The sequence below is a fragment of the Ideonella sp. genome, assembly GCF_036277275.1.
Taxonomy (GTDB): domain Bacteria; phylum Pseudomonadota; class Gammaproteobacteria; order Burkholderiales; family Burkholderiaceae_C; genus Ideonella.
The window spans coordinates 1-26,025 of record NZ_DASUNH010000117.1 but is presented as its reverse complement, the minus strand read 5'-3'; the positions used below and the strand labels follow the sequence as shown (position 1 = coordinate 26,025).

Annotated in this window: 23 protein-coding genes; 13 read left to right on the top strand and 10 right to left on the bottom strand. The window is 67.2% G+C overall.

Annotated elements, in window-relative coordinates; genetic code table 11:
* The first annotated feature begins 34 nt into the window (after positions 1-34).
* The 5 genes from VFY73_RS19725 (at position 35) to VFY73_RS19705 (ending at position 4,353) form a co-directional block, all read left to right on the top strand.
* Positions 35-535: a YajQ family cyclic di-GMP-binding protein gene (locus VFY73_RS19725; RefSeq protein WP_329721959.1), complete on the top strand. Its 501-nt coding sequence runs from the start codon at positions 35-37 to the stop codon at positions 533-535.
* Between the two features lie 10 nt (positions 536-545).
* On the top strand, positions 546-1,214 hold the full coding sequence (locus VFY73_RS19720) for a retropepsin-like aspartic protease (RefSeq protein ID WP_329721958.1): 669 nt from the start codon (positions 546-548) through the stop codon (positions 1,212-1,214).
* Positions 1,215-1,278: 64 nt separating this feature from the next.
* The gene (locus VFY73_RS19715; RefSeq protein ID WP_329721956.1) at positions 1,279-1,752 is read left to right on the top strand and encodes a hypothetical protein; all 474 of its coding nucleotides are present in this window, start codon (positions 1,279-1,281) and stop codon (positions 1,750-1,752) included.
* 161 nt (positions 1,753-1,913) lie between these two features.
* Positions 1,914-3,116 (top strand): acyl-CoA dehydrogenase family protein, encoded by a 1,203-nt coding sequence (locus VFY73_RS19710; RefSeq protein WP_329721954.1) that lies wholly within the window; start codon positions 1,914-1,916, stop codon positions 3,114-3,116.
* Between the two features lie 103 nt (positions 3,117-3,219).
* Entirely contained in the window at positions 3,220-4,353 is a 1,134-nt protein-coding gene (locus VFY73_RS19705; RefSeq protein ID WP_329721952.1) for an acyl-CoA dehydrogenase family protein, read from the top strand.
* A gap of 61 nt (positions 4,354-4,414) precedes the next feature.
* On the opposite strand, the gene VFY73_RS19700 is transcribed toward VFY73_RS19705, so the two are convergent.
* Positions 4,415-4,621, bottom strand: a complete 207-nt coding sequence (locus tag VFY73_RS19700) for a YjfB family protein (protein ID WP_329721950.1) — start codon at positions 4,619-4,621, stop codon at positions 4,415-4,417.
* A gap of 123 nt (positions 4,622-4,744) precedes the next feature.
* The gene (locus tag VFY73_RS19695; protein ID WP_329721948.1) at positions 4,745-4,987 is read right to left on the bottom strand and encodes a DUF3606 domain-containing protein; all 243 of its coding nucleotides are present in this window, start codon (positions 4,985-4,987) and stop codon (positions 4,745-4,747) included.
* A 131-nt stretch (positions 4,988-5,118) separates the two neighbouring features.
* Between VFY73_RS19695 and VFY73_RS19690 the strand changes: the two genes are divergently transcribed.
* The 3 genes from VFY73_RS19690 to VFY73_RS19680 all read left to right on the top strand — a co-directional run bounded on the left by VFY73_RS19690 (position 5,119) and on the right by VFY73_RS19680 (position 7,550).
* On the top strand, positions 5,119-6,267 hold the full coding sequence (locus tag VFY73_RS19690) for an HPP family protein (protein WP_329721946.1): 1,149 nt from the start codon (positions 5,119-5,121) through the stop codon (positions 6,265-6,267).
* A gap of 116 nt (positions 6,268-6,383) precedes the next feature.
* Entirely contained in the window at positions 6,384-6,872 is a 489-nt protein-coding gene (locus tag VFY73_RS19685; protein ID WP_329721944.1) for a VOC family protein, read from the top strand.
* Between the two features lie 24 nt (positions 6,873-6,896).
* Positions 6,897-7,550, top strand: coding sequence for a dihydrofolate reductase family protein (locus tag VFY73_RS19680; RefSeq protein WP_329721942.1), 654 nt, complete (start codon positions 6,897-6,899; stop codon positions 7,548-7,550).
* 67 nt (positions 7,551-7,617) lie between these two features.
* Here the strand turns inward: VFY73_RS19680 and VFY73_RS19675 are convergent, their stop codons facing one another.
* The 6 genes from VFY73_RS19675 to VFY73_RS19650 all read right to left on the bottom strand — a co-directional run bounded on the left by VFY73_RS19675 (position 7,618) and on the right by VFY73_RS19650 (position 14,342).
* Entirely contained in the window at positions 7,618-8,622 is a 1,005-nt protein-coding gene (locus VFY73_RS19675) for a LacI family DNA-binding transcriptional regulator (RefSeq protein ID WP_329721940.1), read from the bottom strand.
* A gap of 63 nt (positions 8,623-8,685) precedes the next feature.
* Positions 8,686-9,771, bottom strand: a complete 1,086-nt coding sequence (locus tag VFY73_RS19670; protein WP_329721938.1) for an ABC transporter ATP-binding protein — start codon at positions 9,769-9,771, stop codon at positions 8,686-8,688.
* 5 nt (positions 9,772-9,776) lie between these two features.
* Complete coding sequence (locus VFY73_RS19665) at positions 9,777-10,676, bottom strand: carbohydrate ABC transporter permease (RefSeq protein ID WP_414654494.1); 900 nt, start codon at positions 10,674-10,676, stop codon at positions 9,777-9,779.
* Positions 10,677-10,684: 8 nt separating this feature from the next.
* Entirely contained in the window at positions 10,685-11,578 is an 894-nt protein-coding gene (locus VFY73_RS19660) for a sugar ABC transporter permease (RefSeq protein WP_329721934.1), read from the bottom strand.
* 138 nt (positions 11,579-11,716) lie between these two features.
* Positions 11,717-12,949, bottom strand: coding sequence for an ABC transporter substrate-binding protein (locus tag VFY73_RS19655; protein ID WP_329721932.1), 1,233 nt, complete (start codon positions 12,947-12,949; stop codon positions 11,717-11,719).
* 31 nt (positions 12,950-12,980) lie between these two features.
* On the bottom strand, positions 12,981-14,342 hold the full coding sequence (locus VFY73_RS19650; protein ID WP_329721930.1) for a GH1 family beta-glucosidase: 1,362 nt from the start codon (positions 14,340-14,342) through the stop codon (positions 12,981-12,983).
* Positions 14,343-14,585: 243 nt separating this feature from the next.
* Here VFY73_RS19650 and VFY73_RS19645 point away from each other — a divergent pair, with 243 nt between their 5' ends.
* Positions 14,586-17,792: a glycoside hydrolase family 3 protein gene (locus VFY73_RS19645; RefSeq protein WP_329721928.1), complete on the top strand. Its 3,207-nt coding sequence runs from the start codon at positions 14,586-14,588 to the stop codon at positions 17,790-17,792.
* Positions 17,793-17,825: 33 nt separating this feature from the next.
* Here the strand turns inward: VFY73_RS19645 and VFY73_RS19640 are convergent, their stop codons facing one another.
* Together VFY73_RS19640 and VFY73_RS19635 are read right to left on the bottom strand one after the other, a co-directional pair.
* Positions 17,826-19,436 carry a flavin monoamine oxidase family protein gene (locus tag VFY73_RS19640; RefSeq protein WP_329721926.1) on the bottom strand — a complete coding sequence of 537 codons (1,611 nt, stop codon included), beginning with the start codon at positions 19,434-19,436 and terminating at the stop codon, positions 17,826-17,828.
* Between the two features lie 168 nt (positions 19,437-19,604).
* The gene (locus VFY73_RS19635; protein WP_329721924.1) at positions 19,605-20,237 is read right to left on the bottom strand and encodes a LysE family translocator; all 633 of its coding nucleotides are present in this window, start codon (positions 20,235-20,237) and stop codon (positions 19,605-19,607) included.
* Positions 20,238-20,344: 107 nt separating this feature from the next.
* On the opposite strand from VFY73_RS19635, the gene VFY73_RS19630 reads away from it, so the two are divergent.
* From VFY73_RS19630 to VFY73_RS19615, 4 genes are all read left to right on the top strand, one after another.
* Complete coding sequence (locus VFY73_RS19630) at positions 20,345-24,412, top strand: PAS domain-containing protein (protein WP_329721922.1); 4,068 nt, start codon at positions 20,345-20,347, stop codon at positions 24,410-24,412.
* Between the two features lie 2 nt (positions 24,413-24,414).
* A complete protein-coding gene (locus VFY73_RS19625; protein WP_329721920.1) occupies positions 24,415-24,792 on the top strand; it encodes a response regulator in 378 nt (125 codons plus the stop codon).
* 173 nt (positions 24,793-24,965) lie between these two features.
* Complete coding sequence (locus VFY73_RS19620) at positions 24,966-25,127, top strand: hypothetical protein (protein ID WP_329721918.1); 162 nt, start codon at positions 24,966-24,968, stop codon at positions 25,125-25,127.
* 121 nt (positions 25,128-25,248) lie between these two features.
* On the top strand, positions 25,249-26,025 hold a 777-nt coding region (locus VFY73_RS19615), incomplete at its 3' end, for a lytic murein transglycosylase (RefSeq protein WP_329721916.1).

Below are 26,025 nucleotides of genomic sequence, written 5' to 3'. Positions count from 1 at the left end.
GCCTTCCTCCGCCTCAGTTTCCCCCAGCCAGACCATGCCCAGCTTCGACACCGTTCTCGAACCCAATTTGGTGGAATTGCGCAATGCCACCGAACAAGCCAACAAGGAAATCGGCACCCGCTTCGACTTCAAGGGCTCGGATGCCCGGATCGAGCTGGCCGACAAAGGCAAGGACAAGACGCTCACGCTGTTCGCCGACAGCGACTTCCAGTTGAGCCAGGTCAAAGACGTGCTGATGGCCAAGCTCAGCAAGCGCAACGTCGACGTGCGCTTCCTCGACCTCACGGCCAAGCCCGAGAAACTCGGCGGCGACAAGCTGAAACTGGTCGTCCCCGTGAAAGCCGGCATCGACAGCGAGACGGCGAAGAAGATCCAATCGCTGGTCAAGCAAAGCAAGATGAAGGTGCAGGCGGCCATCCAGGGCGATGCGGTGCGTGTCACCGGCGCCAAGAAGGACGAGCTGCAAGCCGCGATGGCCTTGCTGCGCAAGGAGGTGGCCGACGTGCCGCTTTCCTTCAACAACTTCCGCGACTGATCTGCCTCTCATGCCCCACCTGCCGCGCCGCCGCCTCGCCCTGAGCCTGTCCGCCCTGGTGTTGGCCCCGTGGCTCGTGGCACCCGCACGGGCCCAGAGCGTGCTGCTGTCGGGCACGCTGGGCAGCTCGAAAGCCCTCCTGGTCATCGACGGCCAGATGCGCACCGTGGCGATCGGCCAGACGGTCGGTGGCGTCACGCTGCGCAGCATCGGCACCGACGAGGCGGTGGTGCTGATCGGCGGCAAGCCTTTCTCGGTGCGGCTGGGCGCCTCGCCCGTCAGCCTGGGCGGGGGTGGATCCGGTGGCGGCGGCAGTGCCATCGTGCTGCCAGCCGGCCCTGGCGGCCACTTCATGGCCAACGGCTCGATCAACGGCAAGAGCGCCAATTTCATGGTCGACACCGGCGCGACAACGATCGCGATGGGCATGGCCGAAGCCCAGCGCCTGGGCCTGCGCTATGACGGCGGCCGCCGCGGCATGGCCAGCACCGCCGGCGGCAGCGTGCCGATGTACGAGGTCAACCTGAACTCGGTGCGCATCGGCGATGTCGAGGTCTACAACCTCAGCGCTGGCGTGGTGCAGGCCGACATGCCCTACATCCTGCTGGGCAACAACTTCCTGTCGCGCTTCAACATGCGGCGCGACGGCGACACGATGCGGCTCGAAAAGAAGCCTTGAAGACGCCCGGGGGCCCCGGCTGCGATACCGTCGCGTTCCCGACCCATCGAGAATTCGAAGACCGATGAGACACCTCGTCCTTTTGTCGCTGGCGCTCGCCGCCGGCCCCGTCCTGGCCCAGAACGCCCCTTCCTTGCAAGCTTGCCGCGCGATCACCGACGCTGCCCAGCGCCTGGCCTGCTACGACGCATTGCCGCTGCCAGCCCCCGGGACGCCGGCAGCCGCCACTGCAACGACCACTGCCGGACCGGCCGCCGCGCCAACGGCGCCCGATTCGACCAGATTTGGCCTGGAGGCCAAGGCCGCGCGCTCGCTGATCGAGTCGATCGACAGCAGCATCGAAGGCCGCTTCGACGGCTGGGGCCCGAAGGACCGCATCAGGCTGGCCAACGGCCAGGTCTGGCAGATCGCCGACGACAGCACGGCAGCGCTGAGCGTCACCAACCCGAAGGTGACGATCCGCCGCGGCACGCTCGGGGTGTTCTACCTCGAGTTCGAGAAGTCCAACCGCACGGCCCGGGTGCGCCGGGTGGAGTAACTCCGTACCGCCCCGGCCTGGGGTTTGTCGCCAGGGGGACAAGGGGAAATAGCACGATCGTGCTAGAACCCTTGTTGACGCAATCGGCGTAGGCTTTCCCGTCGCGCAGCAACGGTGCTGCCGGCCGCCGAAAAGTCCTTAGCCTCTGGAGACAAGCCGCGATGGACCTGAACCTCACGCCGGACGAACAGGCGTTCCGCCACGAAGTGCGCGACTGGGTGCGCACCAACCTGCCGGCCGACCTGAGCCACAAGGTGCTCAATTCGCTGCGGCTGTCGCGCGACGACATGCAGCGCTGGGCCAGGATCCTCGGCGCCAAGGGCTGGCTGGGCTATGGCTGGCCCAAGCAGTTCGGCGGCCCGGGTTGGAACGCGGTGCAAAAGCACCTGTTCGAAGAAGAATGCGCACTGGCCGGCGGCCCGCGCATCGTGCCCTTCGGCCCGGTGATGGTGGCGCCTGTCATCATGGCCTTCGGCTCACCCGAGCAGCAACGGCGCTTCCTGCCCGGCATCGCGTCGGGCGAGGTGTGGTGGAGCCAGGGCTACTCGGAGCCGGGTTCGGGCTCGGACCTGGCCTCGGTCAAGACCCGTGCCGAACGCCAGGGCGACAAGTACATCGTCAATGGCCAGAAGACCTGGACCACGCTGGGCCAGTACGGCGAATGGATCTTCTGTCTGGTACGCACCAGCACCGAAGGCAAGCCGCAGACCGGCATCTCGTTCCTGCTGATCGACATGAAGTCGCCCGGCGTCACGGTGCGGCCGATCATCATGCTCGACGGCGAGCACGAGGTGAACGAGGTCTTCTTCGACAACGTCGAGGTGCCGGCAGAGAACCTGATCGGCGAAGAGAACAAGGGTTGGACCTACGCGAAGCACCTGCTCGCGCACGAGCGCACCAACATCGCCGACGTCAACCGCGCCAAGCGCGAGCTGGAACGCCTGAAGCGCATCGCGAAGACCGAAGGTGTCTACGACGACACGCGCTTTCGCGACCAGATCGCGCTGCTCGAGGTCGACGTCGTCGCACTGGAGATGCTGGTGTTGCGCGTGCTGAGTGCCGAGAAGAGCGGCAAGCAGAGCCTGGACATCGCCGGCCTGCTGAAGATCCGCGGCAGCGAGATCCAGCAGCGTTACACCGAGCTGATGATGCAGGCCGCCGGCCCGTTCGCGATGCCCTTCATGCTCGAAGCGATGGAAGCCGGCTGGCAGGGTGACCAGGCGCTCGGTGGCCTGTGGCCCGGCGGGGCCGCGCACTGCGCGCCGCTGGCCAGCACCTTCTTCAACTTCCGCAAGACCACGATCTACGGCGGCAGCAACGAGGTTCAACGCAACATCGTGAGCCAAACCGTCCTGGGAGCATAGCGGCAAGCCGCGATGCCCTTTGAGCCGAGTTCGAGCTCCCTTCCCCAGCCCCTTCCCTCCGAGCGGGAAGGGGCGCCAGTCAGATTGACTACAGGACGCTGACATGGACTTTGATTTTTCCGATGACCAGGTTTCGCTGCGCGACGCGGTGGCCCGCTGGGTCGACAAGGGTTTTGCGTTCGAACGCCGCCACACGATCGCCAAGGATGGCGGAAAGACCCGCGACGTCTACAACGAATTGGCCGAACTGGGCCTGACCGCGCTCGCGGTGCCCGATGCGCACGGTGGCATGGGCTTCGGCCCGGTCGAGGCGATGGTGGTGATGGAAGAACTGGGCCGTGGCCTCGTCAACGCGCCGCTGGCACAAGGCGCGCTGATGGCCCCAGCGCTGCTGGCCCATGCGCCCGCAGCGCTGCAGGTCGAATGGCTGCCCAAGGTGGCCGACGCCTCCGCGCTGGTCGTGCTGGCCCACCAGGAACGTGGCGCGCGCTATCACCTCGACCGCGTCGCCACGCGGGCCACGGCGCTGGGCGACAACTACCGTCTGACAGGTGTGAAGAGCATCGTGCCGGCGGGCGACGAGGCCGATGCCTTCATCGTGCCGGCCAACCTGGGCGGCGGCGACGACGACGACACCGGTATCGCGCTGTTCCTGGTGTCGCGCGGTGCCGCTGGCGTCACCGTGCGCGGCTATCCGACGCAAGACGGTGCCCGCGCCGCCGAGCTGACGCTGGCCGACACGCCGGCGCAGCTCATCACGGCCGACGGCTTGGCCGCGCTCCAGGCCGGCGTCGACGTCGGCATCGCCGCGCTGTGCGCCGAAGCGGTGGGTGTGATGGACAAGCTGGTCACGATCACGGTCGACTACATGAACACGCGCAAGCAGTTCAATGCCACGCTGTCCAGCTTCCAGGCGTTGCGCCACCGCATCGCCGACGTGAAGATGCAGCTGGAGCTGGCGCGCTCGATGAGCTACTACGCGACGCTGCGTCTGAACGACCTCGAGCCGCGCCGCCGCCAAGCCATCGCGCAGGCCAAGGTGCAGATCGGCAACGCGGCCCGCTTCGTCGGCCAGCAGTGCATCCAGCTGCACGGCGGCATCGGCGTCACCGACGAGTACATCGCCAGCCACTACTTCAAGCGGCTGACGATGATCGAGATGCAGTTCGGCGACACGCTGCACCACCTGGGCGAAGTGTCGGCCCGCATGCAGGACACGGCCGGCGCACTGGCCTGAGGGCCGCTGGGTTTGCCGACGAACGCCCCATCGGTCGGCAGGTGACGCCGGGCCGACGTCCTCAGGCGTAGGTGTTGACGTGGCGGCCCAGCGAGCCTTCGGTGGCAAGCTGCGGCGGCTGCGGAATCGCCTCGATCAAGGCCAACGCACCGGCGGCCTGCGTATTCAGCGCCTTGCGCAGCACGAGGATCTGAACGGCATCACCGGCCGGCCCCTGGGATGCGGCCGCGGTGGCGATGTTGACGCTGGGGCTGTTGCCGATGTTCATGGGTGGGCCTGACGATCCTGTATGTCGGGTTGTCGGCGCCCCCCAAGTGAACTTGAGCGTCGAATGCCGTGCCCTCTGCCTCGTGGTGCCGGAGCAACGAAGTCTCGCTGTCGCCCGGCGAAGTCACCCGCCCGACTGCTTGCCCGCCATGCCGCCGGCGCCGAGGAAGTCCTTGATCTTGTCGATGCGGGTGCCGACCGACTTGACGGCGTTCATCAGCGCCTCGTCGGTGGTGCCGAGCGCCTTGGCCCAGCGGTCGATCGACGCCTTGTCGCTGACATCGACGGTGGCCTGCGATTGCGGGTCTTCGGCGGCCTGGGTGGCATGGCTCGATGCCGTGCTTTGAGCAGTGGTGCTGGTATTCATCGCGGTGCTCCGGTTGTTGGTCAACGGGGCAAGCGCCGTTCCTTGCCTGGTCGGCATGGCGGCAGCCGTTCGACTACGATCCGGCCCCTTGCCAGCATGCCCGCGCGCGGGCCGAAGACAGCGAAATGGGAATGTCGTGGTTGCTTGATTTCCTGCCCGGCCGAATGGCGGTCAATGCCCGTGAGCGCTGGCGCTGCGTCGGTGGTGCGGCTTTCGGCATGCTGCTGACGGCGCTGTTGTGTCACGGCCTGGGGCCGCACCTGGGCCTGGCGGCCAGCGCCGCGTGGCTGGTGGCTCCGATGGGCGCCAGCGCGGTGCTCGTCTTCTGCGTGCCGGCCAGCCCGATGGCCCAACCCTGGGCCGTCGTCGGTGGCAACACGCTGTGCGCGCTGGTTGGCGTGGCCTGCGTGCACCTGCTGGGCACATCGGATTGGGCAGCCGGCATGGCGGTGTCCCTGGCGATCGCCGCGATGTTCGCGCTGCGCTGCCTGCACCCACCCGGCGGCGCCAGCGCGCTGTTGATGGTGCTCAGCGGTGTGCACGACCCCGCCTTCGCGCTCTACCCGGTGATGGCGAATGCCGTGCTGCTGGTCGTCGCCGGCATCGCCTACAACACGCTCACGGGCCGGCGCTACCCGCACGGGCAGCGCCCGGTGACGTCGCCCCCCGGCACCGGCGAGCCGCGCACCGACGCGAACGCCCTGCAGGCCGCGCTGGCCCGCTACAACCAAGTGCTCGACGTCAGCCCCGATGACCTGCAGGCCCTGCTGGCCGATGCCGAGGTCGAGGGCTACCGCCGCCGATTGGGCCGGCTGACCTGTGCCGACATCATGTCGCGCGAGCCGATCTCGGTGGACTACGGCACGCCGCTGCAGGACGCCTGGCGGCTGCTGCGCCAGCGCCGCATCAAGGCACTGCCGGTCGTCGATCGCGTGTCGCGCGTGATCGGCGTCGTGACGCTGGCCGACTTCATGGACGACCCGAGACTCGACCTGCACGACGGCTGGAAGCACCGGCTGCAGACTCTGCTGAGCCCGAGCCGCACCGTGCACACCGACAAGGCCGAGGCAGTCGGCCAGATCATGACGACCGACGTGCAGTTGGCCCGCGACGACCAGCCGATCGCCGAGCTGGTGCCGCTGTTCGCGACCACCGGCCACCACCACATCCCGGTCGTCGACGGCGAGCGGCGGCTGGTCGGCATCCTCACCCAGTCCGACCTGGTGGCGGCGCTGTGCCGCCAGGGCGCAGGCGCCGAGGGGGCAGCGACGGCCAACTGAGCGGAAATATGTCGGTGCGGCGTGTCGATTGCCGGCCGGGCTCTTCGTCGTCAAGATGACAGCCCTCCCGGCTGCCCTTGTCGACCCTGACCCCACCCGCCGAAAGGAGACCCGCCATGGCGATCCAGAAGATCACCCCCTTCCTCTGGTATGCGAAAGAGGCCGAGGAAGCCGCCCGCTTCTACGCCACCATCTTCCCGGATTCGCGCGTGACCCGCGTGACGACGATGCCCAGCGAGTCGCCCAGCGGGCCGCCGGGTTCGGTGAAGATCGTCGAGTTCCTGCTGTTCGGCCAGGCCTTCACCGCGATGAGCGCCGGCCCGCTGGACCCGTTCAACCACGCCATCTCGTTCGTCGTCAGCTGCGACACCCAGGCCGAGCTGGATCGCTACTGGAACGCATTGCTCGATGGCGGCACCACCGAACAGTGCGGCTGGCTGAAGGATCGCTACGGCCTGTCGTGGCAGATCGTGCCCGCCGTGCTGGACAAGCTGATGACCGGCACCGATCCGGTGAAGGCCAAGCGCGCCTGCGACGCGATGCTGCAGATGGTCAAGCTCGACATTGCGGCGCTGCAGGCGGCGTACGACGGCACGGCCTCCTGATCCGGATCCTGCAACGGAGAACCCATGACCAAGCTTCGCGTGCACGCCTTCTCGATTTCGATCGACGGCTACGGCGCCGGCCCCGACCAGAGCCTGCAGAACCCGTTGGGCATCGGCGGCGAGTCGCTGCACGAATGGGTCTTCCCGACCCGCACTTTCCAGCAGCTGTACGGCAAGGAGCCGGGCACCACTGGCGAAGACGATGCCTTCGCCCGACGCGGCTTCGAAAACGTCGGCGCATGGGTCATGGGGCGCAACATGTTCGGCCCGGTGCGTGGTCCGTGGCCCGACGGGCAATGGAAGGGCTGGTGGGGTGACAACCCGCCCTATCACACCGATGTCTTCGTGCTGACGCACCACGCGCGCGCGCCGGTCGACATGGCCGGCGGCACGACCTTCCACTTCGTCACCGGCGGGCTGCACGAGGCGCTCGAGCGGGCTCGCCGCTCAGCCGGCGAGAAGGACATCCGCCTTGGCGGCGGCGTCGCGACGCTGAGGGCCTGCCTGCGCGAAAGCCTGGTCGACGAGATGCACCTGGCGCTGGCGCCCAAGTTGCTGGGCTCGGGCGAGGCACTGTTCACCGGTCTCGACCTGCCGGCCCTCGGCTACGCGGTCACCGAACGCGTCGCCACCGAGCAGGCGACCCACGTGGTGCTGAAGCACCGGCGCTGGCGCTAAGACCAGCCCGCCCGCCGGCCGCGGCTCGCGCAGCCGCGATGGCGCGCCGGCCCGGCAGCCCGGGCCGTCAGCGTCGCACGATCGAATCGCGTGCGACGACGCTGGGCTCGAACTCGCGCGACACCCTCAGCGTCATGCCGTAGCAGCTGTTGAGCAGCATGCGGCAGGCGTTCAGCCCCATCTCGTCGACGGGGATGTGCACGCTGGTCAGGCGCGGTGACAGGAAGGCAGCGACGTCGGTGTCGTCGTAGCCGAGCACCGAGACCTCGCGCGGCACGGCGATGCCGCGGTGCGCCAGGCAGCTCATCGCGCCCATCGCCATCTGGTCGTTGGCGCTGAACAAGGCGGTGAACGGGCGCCCGGCCGCGAGCAGCCGTTCGGCCGCCTTCCAGCCGCTCTCCGCGGCGAAGTCACCCTCTTCGACCGGCACCTTCGTTGCATCGACGCCGGCTTCATTGAGCGCCTCGAAGAATCCCTGCAGGCGCTGGCGGTTGTCGCTCGCGGAGGCCGGGCCGGAGACGACGGCGAACGTGCGGTGGCCCTGGTCGAGCAGCGTCTGCGCGGCCAGCTTGCCGGCCGCGCGGTGATCGACCGTGAAGCAGCTGCTGCGCATGCCCTTGACGTCGCGATTGACGACCGCCAGTTGCGGGAAGCTGTCGCGCAGCTGCACGAAGTCGACATCCTTCAGCGCCGTGCTGGCGATGATGATGCCGTCGCAATCGCGGCTGATCAGGAAGCGAACGCCGTCGAGCGCCTGCTGGCGGCGGTCGTCGTGGCCGCAGCCGTTGGCCACCACCATGTGGCGGTCGTACTGGCGCAGCTCGGTATCGATCGCGTGCAGCAGCGGGCCGTAGTACGGGCCCTTGAAGTCAGGCACGAAGACACCGATCGTGCCGGTGCTGCGCAGCGACAGCGCGCGCGCAGTCGCGCTCGGTCGAAAGCCCAGTTGCTTGACCGCCACCGCGACGCGTTCGGCCGCGTCTTTCGAGAATGAACCCTTGCCGCTGATCACGCGCGATGCGGTACCCACACCCACGCCTGCCAGCCGCGCCACGTCCTTGATGGTCGACATCGTCCCTGCCAAGGCGAACCTGTTTGCCGGTTCGCAGCCGGCGATGATAAGAGCGAGTCGGGCCTACAGGCGCTGTTCGGTCTTCGGGTCGAACAGGCACGCGCGGGCCAGATCCATCACGACGCCGACGCGTTCGCCGACCGCCGGCGGCTCGGCGCTGTTGACGATCGCGGCGATCTTCTGGCCCTGCATGTCGAGCCAGACGACCTGGTGCGAGCCCATCGGCTCAACCAGCGTCACCTCGGCGGGCGGGTGCGCTTCGCCCGGTGGCGCGAGCGTGATGTGCTCGGGCCGCACGCCCAGCACGGCGTCGCCCGCGGCCGGTGGCGCGTTGAGAAACACCTCGCGCGACAGCCTGGCCTCGAACGCACCGGCGCTGAAAACGGCGGCCCCGGCGGCGTCTGCCCCGGCGAGCCGGCCGTGAACAAAATTGATGCTTGGGCTCCCCAGGAAGCCCGCGACGAACATGTTGGCCGGCCGCGCATAGACCTCCCCCGGCGCGCCGATCTGCTGGATGCGACCGCCGCGCATCACCGCCACGCGGCTGGCCAGCGTCATCGCCTCGACCTGGTCGTGGGTCACGTAGATCATCGTCGCGCCGAGTTCGCGGTGCAGCTGCTTCAGCTCGCGCCGCAGTTCGGTGCGCAGCTTCGCGTCGAGGTTGCTCAGCGGCTCGTCGAACAGGAACACCTCGGCCTGCCGCACCAGCGCGCGACCGATCGCCACCCGCTGGCGCTGGCCGCCCGACAGCTGCGCCGGCTTGCGCGCCAGCAGCGGATCGAGCTGCAGCATCTTCGATGCGCGCTGCACGCGTTTCGTGATCTCCTGCTTGGGCAACCCGGCCACACGCAGGCCAAAGCTCATGTTGCGCTCAACGTTCATCGTCGGGTACAGCGCATACGACTGGAACACCATGCCGATCGAGCGGTCCTTCGGGTCGGCCCAGGTCACGTCCTTGCCGCCGATGTGGATGCTGCCGGCATCCACATCGATCAGCCCGGCGATGCTGTGCAGCAGCGTGCTCTTGCCGCAGCCCGAGGGGCCGAGCAGCACGAGGAACTCGCCCTCGTGCACTGTCAGGTCGAGCTGTTCGAGGATGTTGACGGCACCCATTCGGATGCCGAGCTGCTGGATCGAAACCGAAGACATGGAAATCAGCCCTTCACGGCGCCGGCGGCGATGCCGCGCACGAACCAGCGGCCGGACACGAGGTAGATGACGAGTGGCACCAGCGAGGTCAGCAGCGTGGCCGCCATGTTGACGTTGTAGAGCCGCTCGCCGGTGGTGGTGTTGATGACGTTGTTCAGCTGCACCGTCATCGGCAGGTGCTCGCGGCCGGCGAATGTGAGGCCGAGGATGAAGTCGTTCCAGATGCCGGTGACCTGCATGATCACCGCGACGACGATGATCGGCAGGCTCATCGGCAGCATCAACTGCACGAAGATGCGCCAGAAGCCGCCGCCGTCGATGCGTGCGGCCATGAACAGCTCGCGCGGCACGGTGCTGTAGTAGTTGCGGAACAGCAGCGTCATCACCGGCATGCCGAAGATCGTGTGGATCAGCACGATGCCCGGCAACGTGCCGAACAGCGACATCGAAGCGAACGCACGCACCAGCGGGAACATCAGCACCTGGTAGGGCACGAAGGCGCCGATCAGCAGCACGAGGAACAAGCCGTTGCCGAACTTCGGCCGCCAGAACGACAACGCGTAGCCGTTGAGCGCGCCGAAGAAGATCGAGACGAGGGTGCTCGGCAGCACGATCGCCACCGAGTTCCAGAAGCCGCCCTTGATGCCCTCGCACTGCAAGCCGGTGCAGACCTCGGACCACGCCTGTGCCCACGGCTCCAGCGTCATCTGCATCGGCAGGCCGAACAGGTGCCCCAGGCGGATCTCCTCCATCGGCTTGACCGAGGTGACCAGCATCACATACAGCGGCAGCAGGAAGAACGCCGCGGCGGTGAACAGGAAGGCGTAGATGCCGATGCGGGCGGGCGTTGGCAATACGCGGCGTTTGCGAGTGATTGAAACAACAGGCATGGCTGGAGTGTGGATCACGGCGCTCATCCGTGGGACCTTTCCGAAGCGCCCGCACGATGCCGCACATACAGCCAAGGCGCGACGACCGCCAGCACCGTGATCAGCAACACCGTCGACGCAGCCGAAGCCAGACCGATGTTCGCGCGGCCGAACAGGTTGTCCATGATGAATTTCGCCGGCACTTCGCTGGCGAGGCCCGGGCCACCCTGCGTCATCGCGACGACCACGTCGAACACCTTCACCACGCCGACCGACAACAACACCAGCGCCGTACCGATCGAAGGCCCGAGCATCGGCAGCACGATCGACACGTAGACACGCCAGGTCGGGATGCCGTCGATGCGCGCGGCCTTCCACAGGCTGTCGTCGATGCCCCGCAAACCCGCGAGCATCAGCGCCATCACCAGCCCCGAGGCCTGCCAGACGGCCGCCAGCGCGATCGCGTACATCACCGCGTCCTGCTGCACGATCCAGTCGAGCGTGAAGCTCTCGAAGCCCCAGCTGCGCACCGTCGACTGCAGGCCCAGCTCAGGGTTCAGCAGCCACTGCCAGACCAGGCCTGTCGCGACGAACGACACCGCATACGGATAGAGGAACACCGTGCGCAGCACCGCTTCGCCTTTGACCTTCTGGTCGATGAACACCGCCAGCGCGAAGCCCAGCACCATGCAGCCGATGACGAACAGCACGCCGAACAGCGCCATGTTCTGCAGCGACAACGTCCAGCGTTCGGTCTCGAACAGCTTGGCGTACTGCGTCATGCCGACGAAGTTGTCGATCGGCAGCGTGCGTGAGCTGCTGAACGAGACCTTCACCGACCAGGCCATCGTGCCGACGTAGGCCAGCAGCACGGTGGCAGCCATCGGCAGCAGCGCCATGTAGGCCGCGACATTGCGCAGCCCGCGTTTGCGAGACATCGTCATTGCGCCTCTACCGTTCATGCTGGGGTGTCGAAGCACGCAATACATCCACCGGAGCACCATCCTTCGACAAGCTCAGGATGAACCCTTCGACAGGCTCAGGGCGAACGGTGTGGAGGTTCATCTCTGGTCGGGTCAGCTCTTGATCGCCGCGGCCATCGCCTTCGCCGCGTCATCGACGCTCTGGTTGGTGTTCCAGAACTTGGTGATGATGTCCTGCAGCGCCCCGGCCACGTCCGGTGCAACCAGCATCTCCGAGTTGGGCAGGTGGCGCGACGAATCCTTCATCACCTGCAGACCCGTCTGCGCGCAGGCGTCCATGCCCTTGGCATCGACATCGGTGCGGATCGGGATCGAGCCCTTCTTGTTGTTGAACGCGACCTGCGTGGCCGGGGCGGTGAAGGTGCTGGCCAGCAGGTGCTGGGCCTTGATCTGTGCGGCGTCGGTGGTCTTCGGGAAGACGAACACGTCGCCCGCGATGATGTACGGCGATTTCGGCCCGAAGCCGGGGAAGCAGCCGAATTCCTTGCCCGCCGTCTGCTTGGCATTCTGAAACTCGCCCTTGGCCCAGTCGCCCATCAGCTGGATGCCGGCCTTGCCGTTGATCACCAGCGACGTCGCATCGTTCCAGTTGCGGCCGGGCGAGCCCGGGTCGACATAACCCTTCAAGCGCTTGAACGAAGTGAGCACGGCCTTGAACGCCGGGCCCTGCACCGTGGCGGCATCCCGGTCGCGGTAGAACTTCAGGTACAGCTCGCTGCCGCCGGCATGGGCGAGCCAGCCGTCGAACAGCAGCTTCTCCTGCCAGGGCTGGCCGCCTTGCGCCAGCGGCACGACGCCGGCGGCCTTCAGCTTGTCGAGCGCGGCGAAGAACTCATCCGGCGACTTCGGCTCGGCGGCGATGCCGGCCTTGGCGAACGCCGACTTCGAATACCAGAACCACGCCGGCATGTGGATGTTGACCGGCACCGCGTAGTAGTGGCCCTTGACCTTGATCGCGTTCAGGATCGGCGCGGGCAGCATCTTGTCCCAGCCGTCCTTGACCGCAACGGCGTCGACGTTGTTCAGCAGGCCCGCATCGATGATGTCGTGGAACTGCTTCGAGGTGTTGAACTGCGCAGCCGTCGACGGCGTGCCGCCGACGATGCGGTTGACCGCCGCGGCACGTGACGCCTCGCCGCCGGCAATGGCGCTGTCGACCCACACGCCGCCGGCCGCCTTGTAGGCATTCGCCAGCTCTTTCAGCGCGGCCGATTCGCCGCCCGAGGTCCACCAATGGATGACCTCGGCCTTGGTCTGGGCCTGGACGGCAGCGGCCCCACAAGCCAGCGCAACAGCAACGGCCAGGCGGGTGGTGGTCTGGTTCATTCGATTTGTCTCCTGCTGGGGTTCGAGATTGTCAGGCGCGTTCGGCGCGCTGTTGGAAGAATGATTTCAGTGCCAGCGCGCTGTCTTTGGGCGTGCGCTGCTGCGTCGTGTAGTCGACGTGGACGATGCCAAAGCGCTTGTCGTAGCCATAGGCCCACTCGAAGTTGTCGAGCAGCGACCAGACGAAGTAGCCGCGCACATCCACACCTTGCTGCATGGCCTGGTCGATCGCGGCGAAATGCCGGCCGAGGTAGCGAATGCGCTGCTCGTCGTGCACCCGACCGTCTTGCACCCGGTCGTCGCTGGCCATGCCGTTCTCGGTGATGTAGACCGGCGGCATCTCCGGGTAGCGCTGGTGGAACTCGACCAGCAGGTTGCGCAGGCTGTCCGGGTGCACCTCCCAGCCCATCTGGGTGCGCTCGACACCGGGCGTCTGTTGCACGACATAGCCGTGCCCGCCGTCGCTGGCCACGACCGCGCGGAAGTAGTAGTTGATGCCGACGAAGTCCAGCGGCACAGAGATCGTTGCCATGTCGCCGTCGCGCACCGGTGCGATCGCATCGGGCCAGAGCTGGCGCAGCTCTTCGGGGTACTGGCCTTTGAACAAGGCGTCCAACACCCACAGGTTGTTGTTGGCGTGGGCGCGTCGCGCGGCCAGTTGGTCTTCAGCACTGTCAGAAGCTGCGGTCACGCCGTTGACATTGGCCACCAGGCCGACAGGCGCCTTGTCGTTGGCGCGCAGCGCCGGCACCGCCAGGCCGTGGCCCAGCAGCAGATGGTGCATGGCTTCGACCGCATAGCGCGGGCTGCGCAGGCCCGGTGCGTGGCGGCCTTCGGCATGGCCGACATAGGCCGAGACCCAGGGTTCGTTCAGCGTCATCCACCCGCGCACCCTGCCGGCCAGCGCGCGGCTGATCTGGTCGGCATAGTCGGCGAAGCGGAGCGACGTGTCGCGGTTCAGCCAGCCACCGCGGTCTTGCAGATGCTGCGGCAAGTCCCAGTGGCACAGCGTCGCGTACGGCGCGATGCCGCGCTCGTCCAGCTTGTCGAGCAAGCGCTGATAGAAGGCGACGCCCTTCGGGTTCAGGCGGCCGTTCTCATCGATCACCCGCGGCCAGGCGATCGAGAAGCGGTAGGCGCTGAAGCCCAAGCCGGCCAGCAACGCCACATCGTCCGCATAACGGTGGTAGTGATCGCAGGCCACCGCGCCGGTGTCGCCGTTGGCGATGTTGCCGGGTACGGCACCGAAGCTGTCCCAGATCGACGGCAGCCGGCCATCGACCTCGGTCGCACCTTCGATCTGGTAGGCCGCGGTCGCGGCGCCGAACAGGAAGTCGCGCCGCCAGATCGCCGAGCCGGCGGGCGGAAGAACGAGCTGAGGCGACACGGGCATGGGGGTCATATCTGGAACCGATTCCAACTTGATCGTATTGTCATCAAGCCCGAAGCTGAACGAAACGGTGAGAACCCGCGGTTTTGTTCATTTTTCATTAAGCATCGTGACGGCAAAGCCAGTGCCAGTGTTCATAAGTATTTAACCTAATGGTAATAATTCGATAAGGTCTCCTAGAGTGCGCTCCGCACAACTGGAATCGGTTCCATTGCCGGAGCGCGATCAAACGAGCGAGGAGACAAGATGAACAAGTGGTTGACCCTGGCGGCGGCGAGCCTCGTGCTCGCGCTGAACGGCTGCGGCGGTGGTGACGATGAACCCGATCCGCCGAAGCCTCTGGACGACTGGCCTCATGTGACCAGCGCGATCGCGCAGGACAGCGCTCAAGAGGCGGCGATCAAGGACATCGTCGCCAAGATGACACTGGCCCAGAAGGTGGGCCAGATGACCCAGCCCAACATCACCAGCATCACACCCGACGAGGTGCGGCAGTACTACATCGGCTCGGTGCTCAATGGCGGCGGCGCATGGCCCGGCAACCAGAAGACTGCCACCGTGGGCGACTGGCTCGCATTGGCCGACGCCTACTGGCAGGCCTCGATGGACACCGACATGGCGGTGAAGATCCCCGTGATCTGGGGCACCGACGCGGTCCATGGTCACGGCAACGTCTATGGCGCCACCCTCTTCCCGCACAACATCGGCCTGGGCGCGGCGAACGACCCCGAGCTGATCGAGCGCATCGGCGCAGCGGTGGCCAAGCAGGTGGTGGCCACCGGCATCGACTGGACGTTCGCACCCACGCTGGCCGTCGTGCGCGACGACCGCTGGGGCCGCACCTACGAAGGCTTCTCGGAAGACCCGGCCATCGTCGGCGCCTATGGCGGCCGCTACGTGACCGGCCTGCAGGGCACGTTCACCTCGTCCGGCCGGCCCACCGTGGTCGCCACGGCAAAGCACTTCATGGGCGACGGCGGCACCGACCAGGGCAAGGACCAGGGCGAGACCAAGGCCAGCCTGACCGACATGATGAACATCCACGGCGCCGGCTACTACTCGTCGCTGGAAGCCGGTGCCCAAACGGTGATGGCCTCGTTCAACAGCTGGACCTTCACCGGCACGACGAAGGATGGCCAGGCATTGGCCTTCGCCAACGCCAAGATGCACGGCAACCAGTACCTGCTGACCGACGTGCTGAAGACCAAGATGGGCTTCGATGGGCTGGTCGTGTCGGATTGGAACGGCATCGGCCAGGTCCAGTACACCGACGCGAACGGTGATACCCGGACCTGCAGCAATGCCTCATGCCCGGTATCGATCAACGCCGGCATGGACCTGGTGATGGTGCCCGACGACTGGAAGGCCTTCATCGCGAACACGATCGCGCAGGTGGAAGCCGGCGAGATCCCGATGGCGCGCATCGACGACGCGGTCACGCGCATCCTGCGCGTCAAGCTGCGTGCCGGGCTGTTCAAGATCGAGAACGGCGCGAGCGTGGCGGTCAAGCCCTCGCAACGCGCTGGTGCCGGCGACGCCACGGCGCTGGTCCATCGCGAGCTCGCCCGCGAAGCCGTGCGCAAATCGCTGGTGCTGCTGAAGAACGACGGCGGCGTGCTGCCGCTCAAGCGCGGCGAGAAGATCCTCGTCGTCGGCCGCAGTGCCGACAGCATGTCGAACCAGACCGGCGGCTGGTCATTGACCTGGCAAGGCACCTCGAACACGAACGCCGACTTCCCGAATGGCGACACACTGCTGGCCGGCATCCGCGAAGCGGCGGGTGATGCCAACGTGACCTACGCGCTGGACGCCACCGGCCTGACGTTGACCGACTACAAGGCGGTGATCGCGATCATCGGCGAGACGCCGTACGCCGAAGGTGGTGGCGACATCGGTCGCACCGGCACGCTGGAGCACGCCAGGCGCTATCCGGCTGACCTGGCGCTGCTCGACTCGCTGAACGACAAGGGCGTGCCGGTCGTCACGGTGCTGGTCAGCGGCCGGCCGCTGTGGGTTAACAAGGAGCTGAACCGCAGCGACGCGTTCGTCGCCGCCTGGCTGCCCGGCACCGAAGGCAAAGGCGTCGCGGACGTGCTGTTCCGCCAAGCCGACGGTTCGGTCAACGTCGACTTCACCGGCAAGCTGTCGTTCTCATGGCCCAAGGCGGCCTGCCAGGTGCCGTTGAACAAGGGCGATGCAACCTACGACCCGTTGTTCGCATTCGGCTACGGCCTGAGCTATGCCGAACCCGGCACTGCGGTGGGCAAGACGCTCGACGAGACCACGCCCGAACTCGGCTGTGGCCAGACCGGCAACACCGGCCCGGCCGCGACCGAGCCGCTGGAAGTGTTCAATCAGGTGCAGAGCGCGACCTTTCCGCTGTTCATCGGCTCGTCGCCGAACTGGATGATGCCGGTTGGCGACGATCTGAACGCCAAACTCGCGACCGAAGACGGCACGCTGACACTCGAGACCGCGCAGGTCAACGTGCAGCAGGACGCGAAGAAGATCGCCTGGACGGGCCTGGCGGAGTTCAAGGCGATGGCCGCCGACCCGCAGTCACCCGGCACGCGCCATCCGCAAGACCTGATGAGCTACCTCCACCCGGATGCGAAGGCGGTGCTGGCGTTCGACGTGGTCGTGCACCAGGCGCCGGCCGGCAACGTGATCGTGCGCATCGACTGTGGCTACCCGTGCCGCGGTGAGCTCGACGGCACCACCGTGTTGCGCGGGCTGCCGTTGAACACCAGGACGACCGTGAAGATCCCGTTGTCGTGCTTTGCCGATGCAGGCGCCGATTTCGGTGCCATCGATGCGCCGTTCCTCGTCCAGACCAGCCATCCGTTCGCCGCCAGCTTCGCGCGCGTGCGCTGGCTGGTCAACGCGACGGGCGATGCCGACACCCACGCCTGCGAAGATCTCGTGCCGCCGCCTCCGCCCACGATCGACCCGCTGCCGGGGCCGAGCGTGACGCTGCTGGGTCCCACCGGCTTCTACGGCGACCTGGCGGTGGATTCGTGGTCGAGCAACGGCACGCACGTGGGCTGGTCCGTCACCGCCGGCGTGGCCGATCTGAACTTCGCGGCTGACGGCGGCAACGGCACGTTCAATTTCAAGGGCAGCGCGCTGAATCTCAGCAACTACGCGAACGGCACGCTGCAGTTCGACGTGGCGGTCAGCAGCTACGGCACCAACACCCAGGGCCTCGCGATCAAGATGGAGAGCCCGGGCGACGGCTGCCGCAACGTCGACTACATCATGCCCGACGCGGTGAAGCCACCCGCCGACGGCCAGTTCCACACGATCACGTTGAACATCGCTGATGTGGCCGGTGCGAAGAACGCCGAGTGCTTCACGCTCGACAACATCGTCGTGCCGTTCGGCATCTTCCCGGTCTGGGACGACCAGCAAGGGGTCGACTTCCAAGTGCGCAACGTGCGACTGTTGCAGTAGGGCTGCATTGAGCCCCGGGGCCTGGCGAACCGGTCAACCCAGGTTCGTCAGGCCGCCTTCAACATCCACCAGTACACCGGGCTTGGCGGACGGCAACGGGATCGTCCGCAGCGCCATCTCGGCGCTGTTCAACGAACCTTCGATGAAGCCCTGGTAGTCGGAATAGGCCTCGCCGACGATGTGCACGTTGCGCGCACCGCTGCCGAAGTCGAAGGCCTTGAAGGCCTCCATCACCTTCCACGAGCGCACGCCCGGTTGCCAGCCGTGGTTGGCCGCGCCGTAAGGTGCCCGCGCCCAGTCGCGGATGCCGTAGGTGATGATCGACTGGCGCACATGCGCCGCCGCCTCTTCGAGGCTCATGTGCTCGAAGATACGGCGCGCCTGGTCGGTCAGGTTGACGATCGGGTCACCGGCCGCCGCATCGGCCGCCGCCTGCGCCGCGGTCGCCTCCAGCGCGCGCTTCACGTCACGCGCGATGAACAGCGCGAACGCGTCGACGATGCGCGGGTTGAGATCGACCTCGGCGCGATCGTGCCGGTCGGTGTCGATCACGTACGGACGCCAGAACTCAGTCGACGGCCGGTCCATGTACAGCAGCACCATGCCGTGGCCGTCGGGGTCGTTGTCACGCGGGCGGCGGAAGTAGTGCACCTCGCGCGTCGGCATGCAGTGCGCATGCTGCTGCGGCGGCTGGTCGTAGTCCCACCACGGCGCATTGCTGACGAGGAACACCTTCAGCATCGGAAAGCCGTTGACGCTGTCGAGCTGCTCTTCAATGTGCTGCGGCAGCTGCGAGGCGAGCTTGACCAGCGGCTGCCGCGGCAGCGCGAGGATCAGCCGCTCGGTGCAAAGCTGCGTGACGCCGCTCTGTGTGCGCACATCCAGCACCAGCGTCGAGCTGCCCAGCCCGGCGGGCCGGAAGCCCAGCAACGTGTGGCCGCCCGCCAGCGTCACGTTCGGGTGCCGACGCAGGCCGGCCAGCATCTCTTCGGTCAGCCGCGCCGAACCGCCCCCGATACTGGCCAGCTCACGGCCCACTGTCTTCAGCGCCCGCAGCCACCAAATGATCCACTCGATCGCGTTCAGGTTCTCCGGGATCATGTGATAGAAGGTCCCGGTGTCGCGCAGCTTGACCAGCGCGCGGTGGCTCAAGATGCCCTGCGCCGACAACGCGTTCCAGAAACCCGTCGCCCACAGCGGCTGGCCATGCAGCTGGGCGTGCTTGCGCAGCCGCATGTAGTCGCCCTCGGTCAGGCTGTCGATCCAGGCCTGATCATCGGGCGCGCGGCCCATGATCAGCATGATCCCGCGCTGCAGCAGCTGCAGCGAATTCAGCCCCTGCTCTTCCGGCGGCAGCTCAGGATCGGACGCCACCGTCGCATCGGCGCTCGGCCCCGAGAACGGCACCAGGCCCACGCCGAGTTCTTCGCACAGCGCGGCAAAGCGCGGCTGCAGCGTCGGCTCGAAACGCATCGGCCCCATCTCGGCGATGAAGCCGTCGAGGTCTTCGGTCTCGATGCGCCCGCCCCAGCGGTCGGACGCGGTTTCGAGGATCAGCAGGCGGTGCCCTGCATCGGCCAGCCGCCGCGCGCAATACAAGCCGGCAATACCGCCGCCGGCGATGACGATGTCGTGTTCGGTCATGCGAGGCATTGTCTGACTTCCATGGCCGCCGAGTCGATGGCACGACGCCTGCATGCACAGGTGGCATTGCGGCTCGACCCGGCATCGGTCAAGCCTTGACAGGTCGACGAAGCCGGTCGCGCAACCGACCGAACACGCGAGACGTCATGCCCACCAGCCCGGTCGGCACTATGCTTCGTTGCGTCGGTAGACCAGCAGCGAACCCGACAGCAGCAGAAGGGCCGCGCCGCAGCTGCGGTCCAGCCACAGCACGGCGCGGCGGTGCAACAGCCTGACCGCATGCGCACCGACCGCCGCGTAGCCGAACATCACGGCGAAATCGAGCGCGGCGAACAGCAGCCCGATGACCACGTACTGCGGCCATTGCGGCGCGGCGGCGTCGATGAACTGCGGCAGCAGCGCGGAGCAGAACAGGTAGCCCTTCGGATTGGTCACCGCCACGAGGAACGACTTGGCGAACACCGACCGCGCCGACGCGCCGCCCTGCTCGACCGGGGCCTGCGCCAGATCCAGCCCGCCCTTCGAGCGCAACAGCCGCAGGCCGAGCCAGGCCAGGTAGGCCGCGCCCACCCACTTGACCACCGTGAACCAGAACTCCGACGCGGCCAGCAACGCGCCCAGGCCCAATGCAACGGCACCGACCAGCACGAAGTCCGATGCCATTGCACCCAGCATGCCGGGCACCGCCCGCCGCAATCCGAATCGCGAGCCGTTGGCCAAGGCCAGCAACACGGTCGGGCCAGGGGTGGCGATGGCGATCAGCGCCACCAGGGTGAAGGCAAGCAGCGTGGTCGTGTTCATGACGAGGATTGAAGCACGGGCCCTGGCAGCGACCGCAGCCACCGGAGCGTTTCAAAGTGTGTCGTGCGCCTACACTGCCCTGCGCCACCTCTTCCTCCCGCCACAACGTGCGTCCCCTCCTCCTGCGCTGCCTGTTTCTGCTGGCCTTGTCGATGGCAACGATGGCAGCGCCGCAAGCCAGCACGTCGAAACAGGTGCCGTTGGCCGTTGACGGATTGATCGATCTGCGCGGATGGGACGCCATCCGCGATGGCGCGGTGCCGTTGGCCGGGACGTGGCGCTGGCACCCGGCCGCCTTCGTCGACCCGATGGCGCCATCGGTGCCCAGCGGCGGTGCGCCGATCCAGGTACCCGGCGCCTGGAATGCGACCACCGGATCGGCGCCGTTCTGGGGCAGCTACGAGCTGACGGTGCAATGCCGACGGGCGGACCGGCTTGCGCTGCTGCTGCCGGCCCAGCACAGCGCGGCGCGTTGGTTCCTCAACGGCGAGCTCGTCCACCGCCAAGGTGAGCCCGCCGACAGCGCGGCCCAGGAGCAAGCAGTGGTCGGCACCCGGCTGGTTCCGCTCACGGCGACCAGTTGCCCGATGCGCTTGGTGGTGCATGTCTCGAACTTCGTGCATGCGCGCGGCGGCATGGTGCAAGCCGCCGCGTTGGGCGACGAGAGCACGCTCGGCTTGCAACGCGGCCGTCACCTGGCAACCGACTTCGCCTTGATGGGCTGCTTCGGGCTGCTGGGAGCGTTGACCCTGGCGTTCTACCTCGTGCGCCGCAGCGAGGCGACCGGCCTGTGGTTCGGCCTGTTCTGCTGGAGCGCCGTCGCCTACACCGGCATGGCCAACGAGCGACTGATCGAACGCCTCGGGCTGCAGCTGGCGATGCCCACGTACCTGCGCCTGGAGTACCTGGCCTGGCACCTGTGCACGCCACTGCTGCTGCTTTTCGTGCGCGAGACGATCCCGCATGAAATGCAGCGGCGCCCGATGCAAGTGCTGCTGGCGGCGAGCGCGCTGCCGGTCGCCGTGCTGCTGGCCACGCCGGCGCCCGTGTTCACCGCATGGCTGCCCTACCTGCAGGTGGTCACGCTGTGCAGTGCGGGCTGGTTGACAGCCCGACTCGTGGCGGCTGTGCGCCACCGGCGCGAGGGCGCAAGCGCCTTTCTGCTCGGCATGCTGGTCTACGCAGCGCTGCTGGTGGCCGACAGCCTGCAGATCCAGCAACGTTTCGAATGGCAGCGAGTGCCCTACGGCATGGTCGCCTTCGTGCTCGCCGCCGCCGCCGCGATGTCGCAGCGGCTGGCGCGGGCATTGACGGCGCAGGAACTGCGCGGGCTTGAACAGCGCCACCGCACCAACCTGCTGGTGCGGGCAACCAAGGCCGGCATCCTCGACTGGGACATGACGACCGGCAGCCTGCGCTATTCGGACCGCTACAAGCAGATGCTGGGCCACCCGGCCGACGCTGACACCGACCTGTGGCCCGGCTTCTTCGAGCAGGTTCACCCCGACGACCGGGAAGCGGTTCGGCAGGCCTTCGATGCCCAGTTGCGCGAACGCCGCCTGCGCGGCGGCTTTCGCGAGCACGCCCCGCAAACCTACCGGCTGTTGCAGGCCGACGGCGAAGCGGTCTGGGTGCAGGCCGAGGCGATCGGGCTGGTCGGCACGGACGGTCGCACACTGCGCTACATCTGCACCTTCATCGACATCACGAGCCTCAAGGCGACCGAGCAGGCCCTGGCCACTGAACGCGAGCGCCTGCGGCTGCTGGTGCGCTCGACCAAGGCCGGCTTCGGGGATTGGGATGCGGTGCACGACATCGTCACCTACAGCGATCGCTTCAAGGAGATGCTCGGCTACCCCGCCGGCCAGGACACCAGCACGTGGCCCAGCATCTTCGAGATGATGCACCCTGACGACCGCGAGCAAGCGCATGCTCAATTCCGCCAGATGATCCGGCGCAAGCCGATAGGCGGCGAGCAAGACCCTGGCGAGCCGATGTCGTACCGGCTGCGCCGGCGCGATGGCGGCTACATCTGGATCCACGCCGAAGGCATCTCGCAGGTCGATGCCGCCGGCCGCACCATCCGCTTCATCACCTCGTACCTCGACGTGACGCGCTTTCGCGAGCAGGAGGAGGCTTTGCGAGCGCAGATCGAGCTGACGCGTACCGAGCAGCGCCGCCTGGACCTGGTGGTGCGCGGCGCCCGCGTCGGCATCGTCGACTGGGACGGCCACACGCACGAAACCTACTACTCCCCGCGCCTGCGCGAGATCCTGGGCCACGCGACCGATGCCGACACCAGCAACTGGCCCGACTACTTCAGGGTGTTGATCCACCCCGACGACCGCGAGCGCGTGACGCGACGCTGGGTGGCCTTCATCAAGGGCAAGGGGCCGGAGGGCCCGCGCGGCGAGTACTACTCGCCTGAGGACTATCGACTGTTGCGTGCCGACGGCGAGCACGTGTGGGTGCAGGCCAGCGGCATGGCGGTGCGCGACGACCGGGGCTTCGTCGTGCGATGGATCGCCGCGATCATCGACATCAGCGAACGGCGCGCCCAGGACCAGGCGCTGCGGGCCTCGCACGACCAGATCACGGCCCAGGCCGAGCTGCTGGAGCGCCAGAACGAGGCGCTGAAAGAGAACGTGCGCCTGCGCGAGGACATGGAACGCATCGGCCGGCACGATCTGAAGACGCCGCTGAACACGATCATCGCGGTCCCCCGCCTGTTGCGGGAGCGGCACCACCTGAGCAGCGACGACGAAGAGCTGCTCGGCATCGTCGAGCGCGCGGGGTTTCGCATCCTCAACCTGGTGAACCTGTCGCTGGACCTGTTCAGAATGGAGCAAGGCAGCTACGACTTCCGGCCACAGCCGGTGGATCTGCTGGAGGTGATGCGCAACGTGGTGGCCGACGTGCGCGCCCACGCAGCGACCAAGCAGCTGCACCTCGACGTTCGAGTCGACGGCCATGGCGTGACGACGGACACCAGCGTTCATGCCTGGGCGGAGGAGCTGCTGTGCTATTCGATCCTCGCCAATCTGACCAAGAACGCGATCGAGGCCGCACCGGACGGCAGCAGGATCACGATCGACCTGCGCCGGGAAGACCCGCTGCGCCTGACACTGCACAACCTCGGAGCCGTGCCCGAAGCGGTGCGCGAATGCTTCTTCGACAAGTACACGACCGCCGGCAAATCCGACGGCACCGGCCTGGGTACCTACTCGGCCTGGTTGATGGCACGCATCCAGGGCGGTGCGCTGCAGATGGAAACCTCCGATGCCGATGGCACGACACTCGAATGGACGGTGCGGCCCGCCAGCGCGACACAGGCCCATGCGCAGTTGCAGCGCCAGGCCGGTGCCCTGCGCCCGGCCCCGGTTCGTCCCGAGGCATTGCCGCCATGGCGTGTGCTCGCCGTCGACGACGACGAATTCAACCTGTTGGTGATGCGACGCTACATGCCCTCGCCGCCGCTGACCGTCTTCACCGCGGTGAATGGGCGGGCCGCATTGGAACAGGCGCTGCAATGCCAGCCGAACCTGGTGCTGATCGACCTTGACATGCCGGTGATGAACGGGCTCGAGGCCACGCGACGGCTGCGAGGGATGCAGCAGCAAGGTACCCTGGCGCATTGCCGCATCGTGATGCTGTCGTCGCACGACGATGATCAGACGCGCCGGCGCGCGCTGGCAGCCGGCTGCGACCACTACCTGTGCAAACCGGTGTCGAAGGACGTGCTGCTGCAGACGCTGCAATGGGCGGCCGGACAGTTGCCGGTGCCACCGCACGCCACGGTGCGGACTGCTGCGGACGCAGCGGCCGACCCGGCGGCCGTCGTCATCGATCCCGAACTGAGTGACCGCATGCCGGCCTTTCTCCAGTCGCGACGCCAGCTGCTGACCACGATGGAAGCCGCCGGCCTGGCCGGCGATGTGGCCGGCGTCCGCCGCCAGGCTCACCGGCTGGCCGGCAGCTTCAGCCTCTATGGGTTGCACTGGGCGGCGGCCCAATGCAGCGAGCTCGAACACGGCCCGTGGACGATCGCCGACCTGCAGCGCAAGCTTGGTGATCTGCGCACCCACATCGACAGTGTGGAATCGCGCACACCGCCCGCGGCGGTTGCGCCACAGTCTGCCAAACCACGCCCGCACAATGCCGGCGAAAGGAAGTAGCGATGGCCGACAAGCCGAGGATCCTGATCGTCGATGACGATCCCGCCGTGACCGAACTGCTGGAGCTGAAGCTCGATGCATTGTTCGAAGTGCATGTCACGAACGAGCCGCGCGAGGCACAGGCCCTGGCGATCAGGCTGAAGCCGGCCGCCGTGGTGTGCGACATCGACATGCCCGAGATGGACGGTGGCGAGGTCTGCGGTCGCCTGCGCGCCGACCCGCTGACCCAGCGCATCCCTGTGCTTTACCTGACGTCGATGGTGTCCTCGGCCGAAGTCGAAGCACTGGACGGCGAGGTCGGCGGGCGCCCGGGCGTGTCGAAGAGCGCGCCGGTGGGAGAGATCGCCCGCCGCATCGCCGAACTGATCGCCGCGGGCTGACGCCAGCGCCCGCGGTCGCAGCGCGCCGAGGCGGTGCTCCTGTGCCGGCTGATGTGGGCTCTATGACAACGAGGCCAGGCAGGTCAAGGCACGGCCTGAACCTGCCGCATGGCGTGAGACACAAAGCCACACGCCCTTGAACCAAGGCAATGCCGCCCCCAGTTCAGATCTTCATGAACCTGAGCTGGAAGCGACCGCTGCTCTACCTGCTGCTGCCGATCTTTGTCTTCCTGGTGTTTGTCGGCTTCCCACCGCCGTTCGCGCCGCCGCGGGCGACCAAACCGGCGCAGGAACAGTCGGAGCGAGCCGAAAAAAAGAAGAGCCAGAAAGGCTGATGGCCTGTCACGTTGACATGTGAATTGGGCGCCGGCGTCCGAGGGCCTGGCGCCCCGATTGCCTGAGCGGGCGCCTATTCCGCGCCGGCACCAGGGTTGGCGCGATGGTGACAATGCAGCGATGCAAGCACCTGTCTCTTCACTGGCCCACCACCTTCGGCGTGCTGCCGCGATGCTGGTCTTCGTGCTGCTGTCGAGTTGCACCTCGACACCCCTGCCGCCACCCGAAGCGCCGGTTGCTTCACCCGTTAGCACCGACAGCGCCGCCATCGGCACCACCGCGAACCCCACCGACGAAGCGCTGTGGCAGCGATTCGCGCAGTGGGTGGCATCGCTGCGAGACGCCGCACGCACGGCAGGCATCGGCGAGGCCACGCTGCGCGACGCACTCGACAACGTCCGCTACCTGCCGCGGGTCGTCGAGCTCGACCGCGCGCAGCCCGAGTTCACCCGTGCCGTCTGGGAGTACATCGACGTTGTCGTGACGCCGCAGCGCATCACCTCGGGCCAGGAGAAGCTGCAGCAGGTCCGCACCGAAGCCGATGCCGCCGCCGCGCGTTACGGCGTGCCACCCAGCATCATGGTCGCCATCTGGGGCATCGAGAGCAACTTCGGCAGCCACTATGGCGACATCCCGACCATTGATGCATTGGCCACGCTGGGGTTCGAAGGCCGACGAGAAAAATGGGCACAGACCGAGCTGATGGCTGCGTTGAAGATCCTTCAGAACGGCGACATCGACCGCGCACAGATGATCGGCTCGTGGGCCGGTGCGATGGGGCAGACGCAAGTCCTGCCGTCGAACTTCCTGGCCTATGCGGTCGACGCCGACGGCGATGGCCGGCGCGACATCTGGGGCAGCATGGCCGACGTGCTGGCGTCGACCGCAAACTTCCTG

Excerpts from the sequence above, each read along its gene's own strand:
- VFY73_RS19725 (WP_329721959.1), top strand. The coding sequence starts at position 35 with ATGCCCAGCTTCGACACCGTTCTCGAACCCAATTTGGTGGAATTGCGC.
- VFY73_RS19720 (WP_329721958.1), top strand. The coding sequence starts at position 546 with ATGCCCCACCTGCCGCGCCGCCGCCTCGCCCTGAGCCTGTCCGCCCTG.
- VFY73_RS19715 (WP_329721956.1), top strand. The coding sequence starts at position 1,279 with ATGAGACACCTCGTCCTTTTGTCGCTGGCGCTCGCCGCCGGCCCCGTC.
- VFY73_RS19710 (WP_329721954.1), top strand. The coding sequence starts at position 1,914 with ATGGACCTGAACCTCACGCCGGACGAACAGGCGTTCCGCCACGAAGTG.
- VFY73_RS19705 (WP_329721952.1), top strand. The coding sequence starts at position 3,220 with ATGGACTTTGATTTTTCCGATGACCAGGTTTCGCTGCGCGACGCGGTG.
- VFY73_RS19700 (WP_329721950.1), bottom strand. The coding sequence starts at position 4,621 with ATGAACATCGGCAACAGCCCCAGCGTCAACATCGCCACCGCGGCCGCA.
- VFY73_RS19695 (WP_329721948.1), bottom strand. The coding sequence starts at position 4,987 with ATGAATACCAGCACCACTGCTCAAAGCACGGCATCGAGCCATGCCACC.
- VFY73_RS19690 (WP_329721946.1), top strand. The coding sequence starts at position 5,119 with ATGTCGTGGTTGCTTGATTTCCTGCCCGGCCGAATGGCGGTCAATGCC.
- VFY73_RS19685 (WP_329721944.1), top strand. The coding sequence starts at position 6,384 with ATGGCGATCCAGAAGATCACCCCCTTCCTCTGGTATGCGAAAGAGGCC.
- VFY73_RS19680 (WP_329721942.1), top strand. The coding sequence starts at position 6,897 with ATGACCAAGCTTCGCGTGCACGCCTTCTCGATTTCGATCGACGGCTAC.
- VFY73_RS19675 (WP_329721940.1), bottom strand. The coding sequence starts at position 8,622 with ATGTCGACCATCAAGGACGTGGCGCGGCTGGCAGGCGTGGGTGTGGGT.
- VFY73_RS19670 (WP_329721938.1), bottom strand. The coding sequence starts at position 9,771 with ATGTCTTCGGTTTCGATCCAGCAGCTCGGCATCCGAATGGGTGCCGTC.
- VFY73_RS19660 (WP_329721934.1), bottom strand. The coding sequence starts at position 11,578 with ATGTCTCGCAAACGCGGGCTGCGCAATGTCGCGGCCTACATGGCGCTG.
- VFY73_RS19655 (WP_329721932.1), bottom strand. The coding sequence starts at position 12,949 with ATGAACCAGACCACCACCCGCCTGGCCGTTGCTGTTGCGCTGGCTTGT.
- VFY73_RS19650 (WP_329721930.1), bottom strand. The coding sequence starts at position 14,342 with ATGCCCGTGTCGCCTCAGCTCGTTCTTCCGCCCGCCGGCTCGGCGATC.
- VFY73_RS19645 (WP_329721928.1), top strand. The coding sequence starts at position 14,586 with ATGAACAAGTGGTTGACCCTGGCGGCGGCGAGCCTCGTGCTCGCGCTG.
- VFY73_RS19640 (WP_329721926.1), bottom strand. The coding sequence starts at position 19,436 with ATGACCGAACACGACATCGTCATCGCCGGCGGCGGTATTGCCGGCTTG.
- VFY73_RS19635 (WP_329721924.1), bottom strand. The coding sequence starts at position 20,237 with ATGAACACGACCACGCTGCTTGCCTTCACCCTGGTGGCGCTGATCGCC.
- VFY73_RS19625 (WP_329721920.1), top strand. The coding sequence starts at position 24,415 with ATGGCCGACAAGCCGAGGATCCTGATCGTCGATGACGATCCCGCCGTG.
- VFY73_RS19620 (WP_329721918.1), top strand. The coding sequence starts at position 24,966 with ATGAACCTGAGCTGGAAGCGACCGCTGCTCTACCTGCTGCTGCCGATC.